This is a genomic window from Thalassovita mangrovi (assembly GCF_009857745.1).
Lineage (GTDB): Bacteria > Pseudomonadota > Alphaproteobacteria > Rhodobacterales > Rhodobacteraceae > Thalassobius > Thalassobius mangrovi.
In genome coordinates this window covers 134918-150848 of the sequence record NZ_WWEN01000002.1, presented here as the reverse complement: position 1 = coordinate 150848, position 15931 = coordinate 134918, and the positions used below count along the sequence as shown (strand labels likewise).

Sequence of the window (15931 nt, the reverse complement as noted above, 5' to 3'; positions counted from 1 at the left end):
GATGGCGAACCCTTGGGCGGGTGAGGTGGCTTTGGTGATCGACGGGAAGCGGCGGGTGCTGAAGCTTACCTTGGGCGCCTTGGCGGAGCTGGAGGCCGGGTTGGCGGAAGGATCGCTGGTCGATCTGGTGGAACGGTTCGAAGCAGGGCGGTTCTCAACGCGCGACGTGCTGATGCTGATCGTCGCCGGATTGCGCGGCGGCGGCTGGCAGGGTCGCGCCTCCGACCTGATGCAGGCCGAGATCGAGGGCGGCCCGATGGGCGCGGCCAAGGCGGCGGCGGAATTGCTGGCGCGGGCCTTCGCCCTGCCGGATGCAGGGGCATGAGCCGCTTCGACTGGCCGGGGCTGATGTGGGCGGGGATGCGCGGTTTGGGGCTGCGTCCTGGTGAATTCTGGGCGCTGACACCGGCTGAGCTGGCCCTGCTGCTGGGCACCGGGTCGGGCGCGGCGCCGCTGGGCCGCGATCGGTTGGAGGAATTGCTGCGGGCCTATCCGGACCGCGCGGGAAAGGATGACAATGGCGGAACTTGACGATTTCCAGGACCAGGTCGAGGCGCTGGAGGCCAGCCTGGGTGCGGCGGTCACCATGGCGGGCGGGTTCGAGGCCGAACTGCGCCGGGTGAGCAGCGCCTTTGGCGAAACCGCGCTGGATGCGGCGGCGCTGGAACGCGGCATGAGCCGCGGGCTGCGCCGGGCCATCGACGGGGTGGTGCTGGACGGGATGAACCTGTCGGGAGCCTTGCGCACGGTGGCGCAGTCGATGGTCGATGCGACCTATTCGGCGGCGGTGCGCCCGGTGACCGATCATTTCGGATCGCTTTTGGCCCAAGGGGTCGGCAGCGTCGTGTCGGGGCTGTTTGGGTTCGAAAAGGGCGGCAGCTTCGCGCAAGGAAGGGTGATGCCCTTTGCCAATGGTGGGGTGGTGTCGGGGCCGACCGTGTTCCCGATGCGTGGCGGCACCGGCTTGATGGGCGAAGCGGGGCCCGAGGCGATCATGCCGCTGACCCGGGGCGCCGACGGCAAGCTAGGCGTGCAGGCGCGCGGCGGCGGCAATGTGACCGTGGTGATGAATATCAAGACGCCGGATGTGCAGGGCTTCGAACGCTCGCAAAGCCAGATCGCGGCGCGGATGAGCCGGGCGCTGTCGCGCGGCCAGCGGATCAGGTGAGGGGGACAAGATGCAGTTTCACGACGTGAGATTTCCCGCCTCGCTGAGCTTCGGGGCGCTTGGCGGGCCGGAGCGGCGCACCGATGTGGTGACGCTGGCCAACGGGTATGAGGAGCGCAACACGCCCTGGGCGCATTCGCGCAGGCGCTACGACGCCGGGCTGGGGCTGCGGTCGCTCGACGATATCGAGACGCTTATCGCATTTTTCGAGGCGCGGCGCGGGCAGATGTACGGGTTCCGCTGGAAAGACTGGGCCGACTACAAATCCGCCGCGCCCTCGGCCCCGGTGGCCTATACCGATCAGGTGATCGCAACCGGGGACGGCGATACGCTGTCGTTCCAGCTGGTGAAGAACTACCGCTCGGGCGAGAAGAGCTATGTCCGGCCGATTAGCAAGCCGGTTCTGGGCACCGTCCGGATCGGGGTGGAAGGGGCGGAAATGCTCGAGGGCGTGCATTTCGAGGTCGATTGCGCGACCGGCATTGTCACCCTGGCCGAGCCGCCCAACGCGGGCGCCGACATTACCGCCGGGTTCGAATTCGACGTTCCGGTGCGGTTCGACACCGATCACATCCACGCCAATGTCGCCAGTTTCCAGGCGGGCGAGGTGCCGGATGTGCCGGTGCTGGAGGTGCGGGTATGAGGCTGGGCGCGGAATTCCAGGCGCATCTGGATACGGGCGTCACCACCCTGTGCCGCTGCTGGCTGCTGCAGCGGGCCGATGGGGTGTCTTATGGCTTCACCGATCACGATTGCGAGCTGAGTTTCGACGGGGTGGCGTTCAAGGCGGGCAGCGGCATGTCGGCCACGGCCCTGCAGCAGGCGACGGGCCTGTCGGTGGACAATACCGAGGCCCTGGGCGCGCTGAGCGACGCGGCGCTGAGCGAGGCGGATATCGAGGCGGGGCGGTTCGACGACGCGCGGTTGCGCTGCTGGCTGGTCAACTGGGCCGACCCGGCGCAGCGGGCGTTGCAGTTCGCCGGGAGCCTGGGCGAGTTGACCCGCTCGGGCGGGGCGTTCCAGGCCGAACTGCGCGGGTTGACCGATCTGCTGAACCAACCCTTCGGGCGGGTGTATCAGAAACCCTGCTCGGCGGTGCTGGGTGACGGGGCGTGCGGATTTGAATTGAGCACGCCGGGCTATGTTGCCGAGGTGGTTGCGCAGGAGGTCGAGGAGCGGCGGGTGTTCCGTTTCGACGCCTTGCCCGGGTACGAGGCGGGATGGTTCACACGTGGGCGGCTGGACGTGACCGGCGGCGCGGCGGCGGGACTGCGCGGGGTGGTCAAGAAGGATTACGTCGAGGACGGCCAGAGGGTGATCGAGCTGTGGGCGCCGCTTGGGGCGGAGGTCGCGACTGGTGTCGGGCTGCGGCTGATCGCGGGCTGCGACAAGCGGTTTGAAACCTGCCGGGTGAAATTCGACAATCTGCTGAACTTCCAGGGCTTTCCGGACATTCCGGGCGACGACTGGACCGCCGCCTATCCGGCCAGCGCCAGCGTCACCGACGGGGGCAGCCGGCGATGAATGCGATGGACGGCGAAACGGTGGTCGCGGCGGCGCGGGATTGGATCGGCACGCCGTATCGGCATCAGGGATCGGTCAGGGGGGCGGGGTGCGATTGCCTGGGGCTTTTGCGCGGCGTCTGGCGCGATCTGTTGGGGGATGAGCCCGAAGCGCCGCCCGCATATAGCCGCGACTGGTCGGAACCGCAGGGTGACGAATTGCTGTGGCGGGCGGCGAAGCGGCATCTGCTGGTCAAGCGACCGGGGGACGAGGCGCCGGGCGATATCCTGCTGTTCCAGATGCGCGCGGGCGGGGTTGCGAAACATATCGGCATCGCGGGGCGGGTCGGGGAACGGCCCAGCTTCATCCACGCCTATTCCGGCCATGCCGTGTTGGAAAGCCCGCTGAGCCTGCCCTGGCGCAGGCGCATCGTGGCGCGATTTGCTTTGCCCGAAGGGGGGGTGTGATGGCGACCATTCTTTTGTCGGCGGCAGGGGCCGCGATTGGCGGCTCGATCGGGGGCACGGTTCTGGGCCTGTCCTCGGTCGCGGTGGGGCGGTTTGCCGGGGCGCTTCTGGGCCGGGCGATCGATCAGCGCCTGCTGGGCGAAGGATCAGAGGCGGTGGAAACCGGCCGGATCGACCGGTTCCGCCTGACCGGCGCCAGCGAGGGCGATCCGGTGGCGCGGCTTTACGGGCGGATGCGGATCGGCGGGCAGGTGATCTGGGCCACCCATTTCGAGGAACACGCGGATACGACGCGCGGCGGCAAGGGCGGTGGGCGGCGCAGTACCGAATACAGCTATACGGTCAGCCTGGCGATTGCGCTCTGCGAGGGCGAGATCGGCGGCGTCTGCCGGGTCTGGGCCGATGGCAACGAGGTGGCGCCGGAGGACCTGAACATACGGGTCTATCGCGGCAGCATGGACCAGTTGCCCGATCCCAAGATCGAGGCGGTGGAGGGCGCGGGCAAGGTGCCCGCCTATCGCGGCACCGCTTACGTGGTAATGGAAGACCTGGACCTGGCGCCCTTCGGCAGCCGGGTGCCGCAGTTCACCTTCGAGGTGCTGCGCCCCGATTTCGAATATGACGGTACGGTCGATGAAGAACCGGGACACGCGATCCGTGGCGTCGCCCTGATGCCAGGTACCGGGGAATACGCGCTGGCCACCGACCCGGCGGTGTTCGATTACGGGCTGGGGGAAACCCGGACGGCGAATATCAATTCCGCCTCGGGGCAAAGCGACCTGGCGACCTCTTTGGATCAGCTGCAGCAGGAGCTGCCGAATTGCGAGGCGGTGTCGCTAATCGTCAGCTGGTTCGGCGACGACCTGCACTGTGGCGACTGTGCGCTGCGGCCCAAGGTGGAACAGAGCGAGCAGGATGCCGAAGGCATGCCCTGGTCTGTGTCGGGGCTGAGCCGGGCGACGGCCGGTCTGGTGCCGTTGCAGGACGGGCGGCCGGTCTATGGCGGTACGCCAAGCGACGCCTCGGTCATACAGGCCATCGTGGCATTGCAGCAGACCGGGCAGGCGGTGATGTTCTATCCCTTCATCCTGATGGAGCAGATGGCGGGCAATACGCTGCCCAATCCCTGGACCGGGGAAGCGGGGCAGCCGGTGCTGCCCTGGCGGGGAAGGATCACCGCGTCGCTGGCGCCGGGCATGGATGGCTCGCCGGATCGAAGCGCCGCGATGGATGCGCAGGTGGCGGATTTCTTCGGCACCGTGACGGCGGCGGATTTCATCGTGGGCGAGGGGGAGGTCACCTATACCGGGCCGGAGGAATGGAGCTACAGCCGTTTCATCCTGCACAATGCCGCGCTTTGCGCCGCTGCGGGGGGCGTGGAGTCCTTCTGCGTCGGGTCGGAGATGCGCGGGCTCACGCAATTGCGCGGGGCGAATGACACATTCCCGGCGGTGGAACGGATGCGGCTGCTGGTGGCGCAGGTGCGGGCGTTGCTGGGGCCTGACGTGAAGCTGGGCTATGCCGCCGACTGGTCGGAATATTTCGGCTATCACCCGCAGGACGGGTCGGGCGACGTGTTCTTCCATCTCGATCCGCTGTGGGCCGATGAGGAAATCGATTTCATCGGGATCGACAATTACATGCCGCTGTCGGATTGGCGCGAGGGGGAGGATCACCGCGATGCCGCATGGGGGGCGATCTATGACCTCGGCTACCTGCGGTCCAATATCGAGGGTGGGGAAGGATACGACTGGTATTACCATTCCGAGGAAGCGCGCGAGGCGCAGATCCGCACCCCGATCACCGATGGCGCCTATGGCGAGCCTTGGGTTTACCGCTACAAGGATATCCGCGCCTGGTGGGGGAATACGCATCACGAAAGGGTCGGCGGTGTGCGCCTGGAAACGCCCACCGATTGGGTGCCGCAATCGAAACCGATCCGGCTGACCGAACTTGGCTGCGGCGCCATCGACAAGGGGACCAACCAGCCCAACAAGTTCCTCGATCCCAAGTCGTCGGAATCGGTGCTGCCGCGTTATTCCGACGGGCGGCGCGACGAGCTGATCCAGATGCAATATCTGCGCGCCATGCTGGGGTACTGGGGCGAGGATGCGAACAACCCGGCGTCAGAGGAATATGACGGCCGGATGCTGGACATGTCGCGCGCCTTCGTCTGGGCCTGGGACGCGCGGCCTTACCCGGCCTTCCCGCGCAATACCGAATTGTGGGGCGATGGCGACAACTACGCCAAGGGGCATTGGATCAACGGGCGCGGATCGGCGCGTTCGCTGGCCTCGGTGGTGACCGAGATTTGCCGTCAGGCCGGGGTGAGCGGGATCGATACCACCGCATTGTTCGGTCATGTGCGGGGCTATCACCTGAGCGATGCCAGCGAGGCGCGTTCGGCGCTGCAGCCGCTGATGCTGCGCTATGGGTTCGATGCGATTGAGCGCGACGGTGTTCTGGTCTTCCGCAGCCGCACCGGGCTGACCGATTGGGCGCTGGGGGAGGACATGCTGGCGGTCAACGATGACCTGCCCGCATCCACCGAGGCGCGGCGCGCGGCGCAAAGCGACATGGCGGGGCGGGTGCGGCTGCGGTTCATTGAGGCGGATGCCGATTTCGAAACCGCTTCGGAGGAAAGCGTTCTGCCCGACGAGGCGACCCATGCGGTGGCCGCCAGCGAAATCCCCCTGGCGATGACCCGGGCCGAGGGGCGCCAGGTGGTCGAACGCTGGCTGAGCGAGGCGCGACTGTCGCGCGACAGCGTGCGGATCGCGCTGCCGCCCTCGGCGCTGGGGATCGGGGCGGGGGACGTGATCGCATTGCCCGATGGCTCAGGGAGCGGCAGCTACCGGGTGGACCGGGTCGAATATGGCGCGTCGCAGATCCTTGAGGCGGTGCGGATCGACAAGCAAAGCTATCGCCCGGCGGATTTTACCGACGAGACGAGCCCGGTTACCCCCTACGTCGCGCCGGCGCATGTGTTGCCTCTGTTTCTCGACCTGCCTTTGCTGCGTGGCGATGAGCTGCCCCATGCGCCGCACCTGGCGGTAACCGCCACGCCCTGGTCTGGCAGCGTCGCGGTGTATCACGCGGCGAGCGACGCCGATTATGCCCTACTGGCAACGCAGCAGGCGCGGGCGACGGTCGGGGTCACTCAAACCGCGCTCTACCGGGCGCGGCCGGGGCTGTGGGATCGTGGCAACACGCTGCAGGTCCGGCTGGCCAGTGGCAGCCTGGAAAGCCGGTCGGAGGACGATATCCTGGCCGGGGCCAACCTGGCCGCGATCGGCGACGGGGCGGCGGAGAACTGGGAACTGGTGCAGTTCCGCGATGCCGAACTGGTGGACACGAATACCTATCTGCTGCGCCACCTGCTGCGCGGACAGCAGGGCAGCGACGCTTTGATGCCCGACAGCTGGCCCGCAGGGTCCTATTTCGTGCTGCTGGATAACGCGGTGACGCAGCTGGGCCTGTCCGCGGCCAGCCGCAACCTGGCACGGCATTACCGGATCGGGCCGGCCAGCCGCGGCTATGACGATCCGTCCTATCGGCATTACCAGCTTGCCTTCTCCGGGATCGGGCTGAAACCCTTCGCGCCGGTGCATCTGCGGGCCGAGGCGACCGGGGCGGGTGATGTGACATTGCGCTGGATCCGCCGCACACGGGTCGGGGGCGACAGCTGGGACGGGCTGGAGGTGCCCCTGGGCGAGGAACAGGAGCTGTACCTGGTCCGTATCCTGGACGGGGCGCAGGTGCTGCGCGAGGAAACGGTTGCGTCGGCCGAATGGACCTATGCGGCGGCGGCGATTGCCGCGGATGGCGGGCTGTCTGGTCTGGTGGCGGAGGTGGCGCAGGTGTCGGCGGTATATGGTGCCGGGGCGGCGGCGCGGCTGGAGCTGGGCGGGTAGGGGATAACCTCGGGTGAAAAGCGCCTTCGAAGGCGCTTTCGCACGCAAATTCGAAATTGCGTGGACAAGGCTTTTCGAAAAGCCTTGTCTTTAAGGGTGGGAAAGCAGGCCCTTGAGCGGCTTCTGCCCCTGTGTGGAAAACTCGCCGATTTGGAAACGAACCATTCCGAAACCGAATAACCCCTGTCACAGCTTTGCATTTTGCCAAAGCGGTCTATCTGGTATAGTGAGCGCGACCGGAGGACCCCATCCATGGCCAAGACCAAGACACAATTTGCAGAACTCGATCCCGTCTGGAGCCGGATCAGGACCGAAGCGGAAGACGCCGTTGCGCAGGAACCGCTGCTCGGCGGGCTGATCCATTCCAGCATCCTGCACCACGAATCGATCGAGCGCGCGCTGGCCTACCGGACTTCGCTGAAGCTGGCTTCGGGCGAGATGTCGGAGCAGCTGATCCGCGAGATTTGCGACGCCGCCTATGCCGACGATCCATCGCTGGCGCTGGCCGCACGGGCCGACATCATGGCGGTGCATGAACGCGATCCGGCCTGCAACCGCTTCGTCCAGCCGCTGATGTTCTTCAAGGGCTTCCAGGCGCTGCAGGCGTATCGCGTGGCGCATTGGCTGTGGGCGAATGACCGCAAGGACATGGCCTATTTCTTCCAGATGCGGGTGTCGGAACAGTTCGGCGTCGATATCCACCCGGCCGCCCGGATCGGCAAGGGTATCATGATGGACCACGCCCATTCCATCGTCATCGGCGAAACCGCCGTGGTGGGCGACAACGTGTCGATGCTGCATTCGGTGACCCTGGGCGGCACCGGCAAGGAAGAGGAAGACCGCCACCCGAAAATCGGCGACGGCGTGCTGATCGGTGCCGGGGCCAAGGTGCTGGGCAATATCCATGTGGGCCACTGTTCGCGCATCGCCGCCGGGTCGGTGGTGCTGCACGAGGTGCCGCCGAAAACCACCGTGGCCGGCGTGCCGGCCAAGGTGGTGGGCGAGGCGGGCTGTTCGACGCCCTCGATCACCATGGATCAGCTGCTGGGCACCAAGTGATCAGCGGCTGAGCATCCCCGCGACCATCGAGCCAAGGGCGACCACGTGGATCAGCATGATCGCGCGGTCGTTCCACAGCACGCCCACCGCAAACCACCCGACAAGCCCGATCAGGAACATGTAGATGTTCCACGGCGCCATGTCGAAGGCGGTGAAGGCATAGCCGAAAATCTGCGCGATAGAGGCCGTCCATTTGACGGGCTGGATCAGGTTTGCGTGTCGGGTCAGGGCCTGTTGCATCCGGTTTCTCCTGAAGATCGGGAAGCCTGAAATGGCATTGGTGCGGGCATTTGACTATTCATGCTTTCAGGCCTAACCCTGTAGGAAACCTACAGGACTGACATGCCCCGCCTGCGCCTTTCACCGATCCGCGCCTTCGATGCCGCCGCCCGTCACGGGAATTTCCGTCTGGCGGCGGAGGAACTGAACCTGACCCACGGTGCGGTGGCGCAGCAGATCCGCGCGCTGGAGGATCAGATTGGCCAGCCGCTGTTCGAACGGCTGCCGCGCGGGGTGGTGCTGACCGCCGCCGGGGCGCATCTGGCCAAGGCGACGCGATCGGCGCTGGAACTGATGGATCAGGCGGTGGATGCGCTGGAAACCGGGCAGAAGACCCTGCAAATCAGCGTTCCGCCAAGTTTCGCCGCGCGCTGGCTGGTGGCAGCGATCCCGGAATTCGAGGCGGCGCATCCCGATTTGCGCCTGGCGGTCAGCGCCGATGTGAAGGTGCAGCCGCTGCGGCGCGGCATCGTCGATGCCGCCATCCGCATGGGGCCGCGGCCGGAGGTGGAGGGGGCTGTCGTCACGCGGCTGTGCCCGGTGGAGTTCGTCGCGGTAGCCACGCCCGATTACGCCGCGCGTGTCGGCGGGGCGCCGGGGTTCGAGGGTGCAGTATTGTTGCAGGATGCGCATGGTTATTGGGACCGGTTCCTGCCCGGGCGGGGGCGCGACATCCGGCGCTATAATTACACCGTGCTGGCGATCGATGCGGCGATGGAGGGCCAGGGCGTGGCGATCGCTCCTCGCCTGTTGGTGGAAAAACCGTTGCGCCGGGGCGATCTGCGCGAATTGTGGCTGCCCGAAACCGGCCGGGATATCGGCTACTACCTGATTCACCCGGCGAATCTGCACCGCGCCGACCCGGTATTGCGCTTCGCGGACTGGATCAGCGGCGCGCTGTCCTGAGCGGACGGATCGTTCCGGACATGTTTGCGAAAATGGAACGGCTTTCCGCCAGATGGCATTGTCGCCCCGTTCTTCCCGGCGTAGTTTACCGGGGATTTGATCACGAAAGGGAGGGCGGCGATGACATACCAAACAGAGGGCCGCGGGCGGCTTTACGACAGCGTGCTGGACACGATCGGCAACACCCCGGCGATCCGCATCAACCGCTTGGCCCCGGATCACGTGACGATGTATGTGAAGGCCGAGGCGTTCAATCCCGGCGGATCGGTCAAGGACCGGCTGGCGCTGAACATCATCGAGGCGGCGGAACGATCCGGCGCGCTGAAACCCGGCCAGACGGTGGTCGAGGCGACCAGCGGCAATACCGGGATCGGGCTGGCGATGGTCTGCGCCGCCAAGGGCTATCCGCTGGTCATCACCATGGTCGAAACCTTTTCCGAGGAACGCCGCCGCCTGATGCGGTTCCTCGGCGCCAAGGTGATCCTGACCCCGAAAGAGGAAAAGGGCACCGGCATGTATCGCAAGGCCAAGGAACTGGCCGAAAAGAACGGCTGGTTCTTCGCCCGGCAGTTCGAAACGCAGGCCAATGCGGATATCCACGAAATGACCACCGGGCGCGAAATCATCGCGGATTTCGCAGGCGGGCGGCTGGATTACTTCGTCAGCGGTTTTGGTACCGGGGGCACGGTGACCGGCATCGCCCGGGTGCTGCGGCGCGAACGGCCCGAAACAAAGATCATCCTGTCCGAACCCGCCAATGCCGCGATGGTGCAAAGCGGCATCGCGCAGGAACGGGCCGAAGACGGTGAACCGACCGCCAGCCACCCGGCCTTCAACCCGCATCCGATCCAGGGCTGGACGCCGGATTTCATCCCGGCGGTGCTGCAGGAATTGCTGGACACGAAAGGCTATGACCAGCTGGTGCCGATCGGTGGGCCGGAAAGCGTCGAATACGCCCGCAAGCTGGCGCTGGCCGAGGGGATTTTCACCGGCATTTCCGGCGGCGCGACTTTCGCCACCGCGATGGAAGTGGCGGCAGAGGCGCCCGAGGGATCGGTGATCTTGGCGATGCTGCCCGATACCGGCGAACGCTACCTGTCAACGCCGCTGTTCGACGGGATCGCCGCCGGGATGAGCGAGGAAGAGATCGCGCTGATGCGCTCGACCCCCGGCTATCAGATGAAATAAGACCGCGGGAAGCAGGGACAGAAAGCCGAAACGCCGGGGATTTCCCCGGCGTTTTTTGTTTTTCTTATCATTGCCTTGGGTTTTGCATCGCTCCGATGGTGGCGGTTCTGCATGCATGAACCGGTCCGGGGCGGTTTTGTCCCGGCATTTTTGCAATGGGGCTTTTGGTTGACATAGTGTCAAGTGAAGTTTATTCCGATGTCATTCTTGACATTGTGTCAAGAGACGGATTCGGGCCGCGCGCCCAGAACGATTATTTGAAGGAGACTTGATATGTTCGCTGATTGGATGCTCTGGGGCATCGTTGCCCTTGCCTTGTCCGCCGGTCTTGTCGCCGGGGTGTTTCTGGCCTTTTCGGATTTCATCATGACCTCGCTTTCCGCCTCGAAACCCGCGGCGGGGACCGAGGCGATGCAGATCATCAACCGCGAAGTCCATGGTTCGATCTTCGCGTTGCTGCTGATCGGGCTGGTCCCGGTTTCGGCTGTCGTGGCCTTGTTCGGCTATTTCACTTTGCCGGGATCGGCGTCGGCGTGGCTGATCGTGGCGACGGCGGTCTATTTCGCCGGTGTCATGCTGGTCACGGGGCTCGGCAATGTGCCGATGAACATGCGGCTCGAAGCGATGCCGCAGGCCGGGGCGGCGGCGCAGGCTTATTGGCCGGATTACGTCAGGGGCTGGGTGGTCTGGAACCACCTGCGCACGGCGGCGTCCTTCGGGACCATGGCCTGTTACGTGATCGCGGCGGTGCAGCTGGCCAAGGCGATGTGAGGCGCAAAAGCGGCGCTTACATACAAAACGCCGGGGGATTTCCCCGGCGTTTTTTTATTCGTTCTGAAAGGCTTGGCCTCAGGCCAGCATCACCATCGGGTTTTCCAGGTTGTCGACGATGGCCTGCAGCAGGTTGGCGCCAAGCGCCCCGTCGATGACCCGGTGATCGACCGACATGGTGACCGACATCACGGTCGCCACGGTCAGTTCGCCGTCGTCGCCCACCACCGGTTTCTTGACCCCGGCGCCGACCGCCAGGATGCCCGCATGGGGCGGGTTCACGATGGCGTCGAAATTGTCGATGCCGAACATGCCGAGGTTGGAAATCGCGAAGCTGCCGCCCTGGTATTCATGCGGCGCGAGCTTGCGGTCGCGGGCGCGGGCGGCAAGGTCCTTCATCTCGGTCGACAGCGCCGAGAGCGATTTCATGTCGGCATCCTGCAACACCGGCGTGAACAGCCCGCCCTCGATGGCGACGGCCACGGCCACGTCCGAGGCTTTCATCTGCAGCACCTTGTCGCCGGCCCAGACCGCGTTGGCCTCGGGCACCGCTTGCAGCGCGTTGGCGACGGCCTTGATGATGAAATCGTTGACCGACAGCTTCACGCCACGCGCTTCCAGCTGCTTGTTGAGCTGCGAGCGGAATTTCAGCAGCGCATCGAGCTTGATGTCGCGGCGCAGGTAGAAATGCGGGATGGTCTGTTTCGCTTCGGTCAGGCGCGCGGCGATGGTCTTGCGCATGCCGTCGAGCTTGATTTCGGTGTAGTCGCGACCTTCGTACATCCGCGCCACGACATCCGCCGAGGGACCGGCAGGCGCAGCGGCTGCCGGCGCGGGGGCGGCAGCGGGCGCTGCCGCTTCAGCCGGGCGCGCGCCCGGCTGTGCCGCTTCGACATCGGCCTTGACGATCCGGCCGCGCGGGCCGGAACCCGCGATCTGGCTCAGGTCCAGACCCTTGTCGGCGGCGATCCGGCGCGCCAACGGAGAGGCGAAGATGCGCGAGCCATCGGCGGCGGCAGGCGCTGCCGGGGCAGGGGCTGCCGCTGCGGGGGGCGGTGCGGGTGCCGCTTCTGCCGGGGCTGCTTCTGCCGCCGGGGCGGCGGCAGGCGCTGCGGCGATGTCATCGGCGCTTTCGCCTTCCTCGACCAGCACAGCGATGGGGGTGTTCACCTTCACCCCTTCGGTGCCCTCGGCCACCAGGATCTTGCCGACGATGCCTTCATCGACGGCTTCGAATTCCATCGTCGCCTTGTCGGTTTCGATCTCGGCAAGAAGGTCGCCCGAGCTGACGGTGTCGCCTTCCTTGACCAGCCATTTGGCCAGGGTGCCTTCCTCCATCGTGGGGGACAGGGCGGGCATCAGGATTTCAGTTGCCATTGTTCTGTCTCCTCAGCGATAGGTCACTTGGCGAACCGCCGCGATCACCTCGTCGGTGGTGACCAGCGCCAGCTTTTCCAGGTTGGCGGCATAGGGCATCGGCACGTCCTTGCCGGTGCAGTTGATCACCGGCGCGTCGAGGTAATCGAAGGCGCGGGTCATGATCGTGGCCGCCAGGTGGTTGCCGATGGACCCGACGGGGAAGCCTTCCTCCACGGTGACGCAGCGATTGGTTTTCATCACCGAATTGATCACCGTGTCGTAATCGATCGGGCGCAGGGTGCGCAGGTCGATGACTTCGGCGGAAATCCCTTCCTCGGCCAGCTTGTCGGCGGCTTCCAGCGCGTATTGCATGCCGATGCCGAAGCTGACGATGGTCACGTCCGATCCTTCGCGCCAGATGCGGGCCTTGCCGAAGGGGATGGTGAAATCATCCATCACCGGCACCTCGAAGGACCGGCCATAGAGGATTTCGTTTTCCAGGAAGATCACCGGGTTGGGATCGCGGATCGCGGTCTTCATCAGGCCCTTATAGTCCGATGCCGAATAGGGCATCACCACCTTCAGGCCGGGGATCTGCGCGTACCAGGCGGCGTAATCCTGGCTGTGCTGGGCGCCGACGCGGGCGGCGGCGCCGTTGGGGCCGCGGAACACCATCGGCGCGCCCATCTGGCCGCCCGACATGTAGAGCGTTTTCGCCGCCGAGTTGATGATCTGGTCGATCGCCTGCATGGCGAAGTTGAAGGTCATGAATTCGACGATCGGGCGCAGCCCGCCGAAGGCGGCGCCGACGGCGATACCGGCAAAGCCGTGTTCGGTGATCGGCGTGTCGATGATCCGCTTCGATCCGAATTCGTCCAGCAGCCCCTGCGATACCTTGTAGGCGCCCTGATATTCGGCGACTTCCTCGCCCATCAGGAACACGTCTTCGTTGCTGCGCATTTCCTCGGCCATCGCGTCGCGCAGGGCTTCGCGGACGGTCTGTTTCTTCATCTCGGTGCCTGCGGGCCAATCCGGGGTCAGATCGGCGGGCTTTGCGGCCGGCGCTGCCACGGCGGCAGGTGCCGGTACTGCGGGGGCTGCCGGGACAGGGGCCGCGGCGGCGGGGGCGGAAACCGCCACGTCGCCCACGCTTTCGCCTTCTTCCACCAGCACGGCGATGGGGGTGTTCACCTTCACGCCTTCGGTGCCCTCGGCGATCAGGATCTTGCCGATCACGCCTTCGTCCACCGCTTCGAATTCCATCGTCGCCTTGTCGGTTTCGATTTCAGCGATGATGTCGCCCGACGATACGGTGTCACCCTCTTTCACCAGCCACTTGGCGAGCGTGCCTTCCTCCATGGTCGGAGACAGCGCGGGCATGAGAATTTCGGTTGCCATAGTCTTATTCCCCCTTACGCGTCCGCGTCGGCATAGATGTCGGTCCACAGCTCTTCGAGAGCGGGTTCCGGGCTTTCCTTGGCGAAATCGGCGGATTTGTTCACGATATCCTTGATTTCCTTGTCGATCGCCTTGAGGTCTTCCTCGGTGGCGTGCTTGCCGGTCAGCAGCAGTTCACGCACATGTTCGATCGGATCGCGTTCCTCGCGCATCTTCTGCACTTCCTCGCGGGTCCGGTACTTGGCCGGGTCCGACATCGAGTGGCCGCGATAGCGGTAGGTTTTGACTTCGAGGATATAGGGGCCCTTGCCTTCGCGGCAGTGCTTGGTGGCCTTTTCGCTGGCCGCCTTGACCGCCAGGACGTCCATGCCGTCGACCATTTCGCCGGGGATGCCGAAGGCTTCGCCGCGGTGATAGATATCCTTGGTCGAGGTCGAGCGCGCCTGCGCCGTGCCCATTGCGTACTGGTTGTTCTCGATCACGAAGATGACCGGCAGTTTCCACAGTGCGGCCATGTTGAAGGTCTCGTAGACCTGGCCCTGGTTCGCCGCACCGTCGCCGAAATAGGCGAAGGTGACGCGGCCGTTGTCATTGTACTTGTCGGCAAAGGCCAGCCCGGCGCCGATCGGCACCTGGGCGCCGACGATGCCGTGGCCGCCGTAGAAATGCTTTTCCTTGGAGAACATGTGCATCGAGCCGCCCTTGCCCTTGGAATAGCCGCCCTCGCGCCCGGTCAGTTCGGCCATCACGCCGTTCGGGTCCATGCCGCAGGCCAGCATGTGGCCGTGATCGCGATAGGAGGTGACGCGTTTGTCGCCTTCCTCGGCGGCCGCTTCGAGCCCCACGACGACCGCTTCCTGGCCGATATAGAGGTGGCAGAAGCCGCCGATCAGGCCCATGCCGTAAAGCTGGCCGGCCTTTTCCTCGAATCGCCGGATCAGCAGCATGTCGCGGTAGTAGGTTTTCAGCTCTTCAGCGGAAACATTTGTTTTGGCTTGGGTTTTTCTGGCTGCCATTGGGCGTCCTCCTGCCGTTTCCAATAATAGTTTAGCGTTAAACTATCTTATAAGGTATTTTGGGGCGGAGGGCGAGGATAAATTGGCGAAAGATGAAACGGCTCATGACCGAGCGGGGCTGAGGTTGGGAGCGGCGCGACCGCGCGGTCGCGCATCCGCCCGGCGCGCGCCGGGCGGCGGTCGCGCAGCTTTCAGACACCCGGCCCAGAACAAGGCCGAAGGCTGCCGGGCCAGCGCCAGTCCGCCCCGGACGGGCTGGCGCTTTTGTGAGGCGTGTTTTGAGGCTGATAGGGAGCGCGTGTTCGGCGGGATAAACTGCCACGCTCAGAGGTGTGCCGCGCCACCCCGCGGACTGGCGCTTGCCCGGCTCGCGTTTGCCTCTATCGCTTGTGGTTAGAAGTAGTGGCCTTAACGGATGACAATCTCGTCGCTGCGGATCAGCCCCAGCACCGAGCGCGCCTGTTCGTCCAGCAGGTCGAGGTCGAGGTAGTTGTCCGACAGCCGCCGCGTCAGGTTTTCCATCCGCGCGACCTGTTCGTTCAACTGATCGAGGTCGCGTTGCAGCAGGTCGGCCTCGGCCTGAATCTCGGTCCGACGGAACAGCCCGTAACCGCCCTGAACGGCGGCGAAGGTGAAATAGGCGCCAAGCATGAAGGCCACTGCGAAATAGGCCCAAGCCCCGATGGCCGGTCGTTTCCTGCGTTGCATTTTTCTGCCTCGTTTTCCGCCTCTTCAAGGGCGGTGAAAACACTTTGCCACAGCTGATTCGCTTTGGGAATCCCTCAAAGGGATGTATTTGCTTTTTCTTGCAAAAAAGGCCGCGGCAGTGGCGGAAACCGGCCGCGTCGTGGCGTCATGCTGGAACGGCGCGGCGATCCGTTCCATCCTGCCCCCGTCAACCGA

General features: G+C 65.2%; 16 protein-coding genes. 11 read left to right on the top strand and 5 right to left on the bottom strand.

The genetic code is table 11. The annotated features are described in order from the left end of the window. Position 1 precedes the first annotated feature (1 nt). The 8 genes from GR167_RS02485 to cysE all read left to right on the top strand — a co-directional run bounded on the left by GR167_RS02485 (position 2) and on the right by cysE (position 8111). Positions 2-325 (top strand): gene transfer agent family protein, encoded by a 324-nt coding sequence (locus tag GR167_RS02485; RefSeq protein ID WP_160971872.1) that lies wholly within the window; start codon positions 2-4, stop codon positions 323-325. Next, positions 322-531: a rcc01693 family protein gene (locus tag GR167_RS02480; RefSeq protein WP_160971871.1), complete on the top strand. Its 210-nt coding sequence runs from the start codon at positions 322-324 to the stop codon at positions 529-531. Before GR167_RS02485 ends, GR167_RS02480 begins: the two co-directional genes overlap by 4 nt. Then, a complete protein-coding gene (locus GR167_RS02475; protein ID WP_370741231.1) occupies positions 518-1168 on the top strand; it encodes an RcGTA-type gene transfer agent tail tape measure protein in 651 nt (216 codons plus the stop codon). Before GR167_RS02480 ends, GR167_RS02475 begins: the two co-directional genes overlap by 14 nt. A 10-nt stretch (positions 1169-1178) precedes the next feature. Then, positions 1179-1811, top strand: coding sequence for a DUF2460 domain-containing protein (locus GR167_RS02470; protein WP_160971869.1), 633 nt, complete (start codon positions 1179-1181; stop codon positions 1809-1811). Beyond that, the gene (locus tag GR167_RS02465; RefSeq protein ID WP_160971868.1) at positions 1808-2692 is read left to right on the top strand and encodes a phage/gene transfer agent baseplate hub protein; all 885 of its coding nucleotides are present in this window, start codon (positions 1808-1810) and stop codon (positions 2690-2692) included. The genes GR167_RS02470 and GR167_RS02465 overlap by 4 nt, the downstream gene beginning before the upstream one ends. A gap of 5 nt (positions 2693-2697) precedes the next feature. Continuing rightward, positions 2698-3138, top strand: coding sequence for a C40 family peptidase (locus GR167_RS02460; RefSeq protein ID WP_370741258.1), 441 nt, complete (start codon positions 2698-2700; stop codon positions 3136-3138). Further along, positions 3138-7052 (top strand): baseplate multidomain protein megatron, encoded by a 3915-nt coding sequence (locus GR167_RS02455; RefSeq protein WP_160971866.1) that lies wholly within the window; start codon positions 3138-3140, stop codon positions 7050-7052. The genes GR167_RS02460 and GR167_RS02455 overlap by 1 nt, the downstream gene beginning before the upstream one ends. A gap of 252 nt (positions 7053-7304) precedes the next feature. Continuing rightward, positions 7305-8111 (top strand): serine O-acetyltransferase, encoded by an 807-nt coding sequence (cysE, locus tag GR167_RS02450; protein ID WP_160971865.1) that lies wholly within the window; start codon positions 7305-7307, stop codon positions 8109-8111. On the opposite strand, the gene GR167_RS02445 is transcribed toward cysE, so the two are convergent. Next, on the bottom strand, positions 8112-8351 hold the full coding sequence (locus GR167_RS02445) for a DUF6552 family protein (RefSeq protein WP_160971864.1): 240 nt from the start codon (positions 8349-8351) through the stop codon (positions 8112-8114). 102 nt (positions 8352-8453) lie between these two features. On the opposite strand from GR167_RS02445, the gene GR167_RS02440 reads away from it, so the two are divergent. The 3 genes from GR167_RS02440 to GR167_RS02430 all read left to right on the top strand — a co-directional run bounded on the left by GR167_RS02440 (position 8454) and on the right by GR167_RS02430 (position 11255). After that, on the top strand, positions 8454-9296 hold the full coding sequence (locus tag GR167_RS02440; RefSeq protein ID WP_160971863.1) for a LysR family transcriptional regulator: 843 nt from the start codon (positions 8454-8456) through the stop codon (positions 9294-9296). Positions 9297-9416: 120 nt separating this feature from the next. Beyond that, complete coding sequence (gene cysK / locus GR167_RS02435) at positions 9417-10484, top strand: cysteine synthase A (RefSeq protein WP_160971862.1); 1068 nt, start codon at positions 9417-9419, stop codon at positions 10482-10484. Between the two features lie 273 nt (positions 10485-10757). Then, positions 10758-11255, top strand: a complete 498-nt coding sequence (locus GR167_RS02430; protein ID WP_160971861.1) for an anthrone oxygenase family protein — start codon at positions 10758-10760, stop codon at positions 11253-11255. 78 nt (positions 11256-11333) lie between these two features. Here GR167_RS02430 and GR167_RS02425 read toward each other — a convergent pair whose 3' ends face one another. From GR167_RS02425 to GR167_RS02410, 4 genes are all read right to left on the bottom strand, one after another. Beyond that, positions 11334-12632, bottom strand: a complete 1299-nt coding sequence (locus GR167_RS02425; RefSeq protein WP_160971860.1) for a pyruvate dehydrogenase complex dihydrolipoamide acetyltransferase — start codon at positions 12630-12632, stop codon at positions 11334-11336. Between the two features lie 12 nt (positions 12633-12644). After that, a complete protein-coding gene (locus GR167_RS02420; protein ID WP_160971859.1) occupies positions 12645-14012 on the bottom strand; it encodes a pyruvate dehydrogenase complex E1 component subunit beta in 1368 nt (455 codons plus the stop codon). Between the two features lie 14 nt (positions 14013-14026). Continuing rightward, positions 14027-15028, bottom strand: coding sequence for a pyruvate dehydrogenase (acetyl-transferring) E1 component subunit alpha (gene pdhA, locus GR167_RS02415; protein ID WP_160971858.1), 1002 nt, complete (start codon positions 15026-15028; stop codon positions 14027-14029). 408 nt (positions 15029-15436) lie between these two features. Beyond that, positions 15437-15736, bottom strand: coding sequence for an FtsB family cell division protein (locus GR167_RS02410; RefSeq protein ID WP_160971857.1), 300 nt, complete (start codon positions 15734-15736; stop codon positions 15437-15439). Positions 15737-15931 lie beyond the last annotated feature (195 nt).

Bases quoted from the DNA above. Each gene is read 5' to 3' on its own strand.
- GR167_RS02425 (WP_160971860.1), bottom strand. From the start codon at position 12,632: ATGGCAACTGAAATCCTGATGCCCGCCCTGTCCCCCACGATGGAGGAA.
- GR167_RS02445 (WP_160971864.1), bottom strand. From the start codon at position 8,351: ATGCAACAGGCCCTGACCCGACACGCAAACCTGATCCAGCCCGTCAAA.
- GR167_RS02475 (WP_370741231.1), top strand. From the start codon at position 518: ATGGCGGAACTTGACGATTTCCAGGACCAGGTCGAGGCGCTGGAGGCC.
- GR167_RS02430 (WP_160971861.1), top strand. From the start codon at position 10,758: ATGTTCGCTGATTGGATGCTCTGGGGCATCGTTGCCCTTGCCTTGTCC.
- GR167_RS02455 (WP_160971866.1), top strand. From the start codon at position 3,138: ATGGCGACCATTCTTTTGTCGGCGGCAGGGGCCGCGATTGGCGGCTCG.
- GR167_RS02465 (WP_160971868.1), top strand. From the start codon at position 1,808: ATGAGGCTGGGCGCGGAATTCCAGGCGCATCTGGATACGGGCGTCACC.
- cysE (WP_160971865.1), top strand. From the start codon at position 7,305: ATGGCCAAGACCAAGACACAATTTGCAGAACTCGATCCCGTCTGGAGC.
- GR167_RS02480 (WP_160971871.1), top strand. From the start codon at position 322: ATGAGCCGCTTCGACTGGCCGGGGCTGATGTGGGCGGGGATGCGCGGT.
- GR167_RS02440 (WP_160971863.1), top strand. From the start codon at position 8,454: ATGCCCCGCCTGCGCCTTTCACCGATCCGCGCCTTCGATGCCGCCGCC.
- GR167_RS02410 (WP_160971857.1), bottom strand. From the start codon at position 15,736: ATGCAACGCAGGAAACGACCGGCCATCGGGGCTTGGGCCTATTTCGCA.
- pdhA (WP_160971858.1), bottom strand. From the start codon at position 15,028: ATGGCAGCCAGAAAAACCCAAGCCAAAACAAATGTTTCCGCTGAAGAG.
- GR167_RS02460 (WP_370741258.1), top strand. From the start codon at position 2,698: ATGGACGGCGAAACGGTGGTCGCGGCGGCGCGGGATTGGATCGGCACG.
- cysK (WP_160971862.1), top strand. From the start codon at position 9,417: ATGACATACCAAACAGAGGGCCGCGGGCGGCTTTACGACAGCGTGCTG.
- GR167_RS02485 (WP_160971872.1), top strand. From the start codon at position 2: ATGGCGAACCCTTGGGCGGGTGAGGTGGCTTTGGTGATCGACGGGAAG.
- GR167_RS02470 (WP_160971869.1), top strand. From the start codon at position 1,179: ATGCAGTTTCACGACGTGAGATTTCCCGCCTCGCTGAGCTTCGGGGCG.
- GR167_RS02420 (WP_160971859.1), bottom strand. From the start codon at position 14,012: ATGGCAACCGAAATTCTCATGCCCGCGCTGTCTCCGACCATGGAGGAA.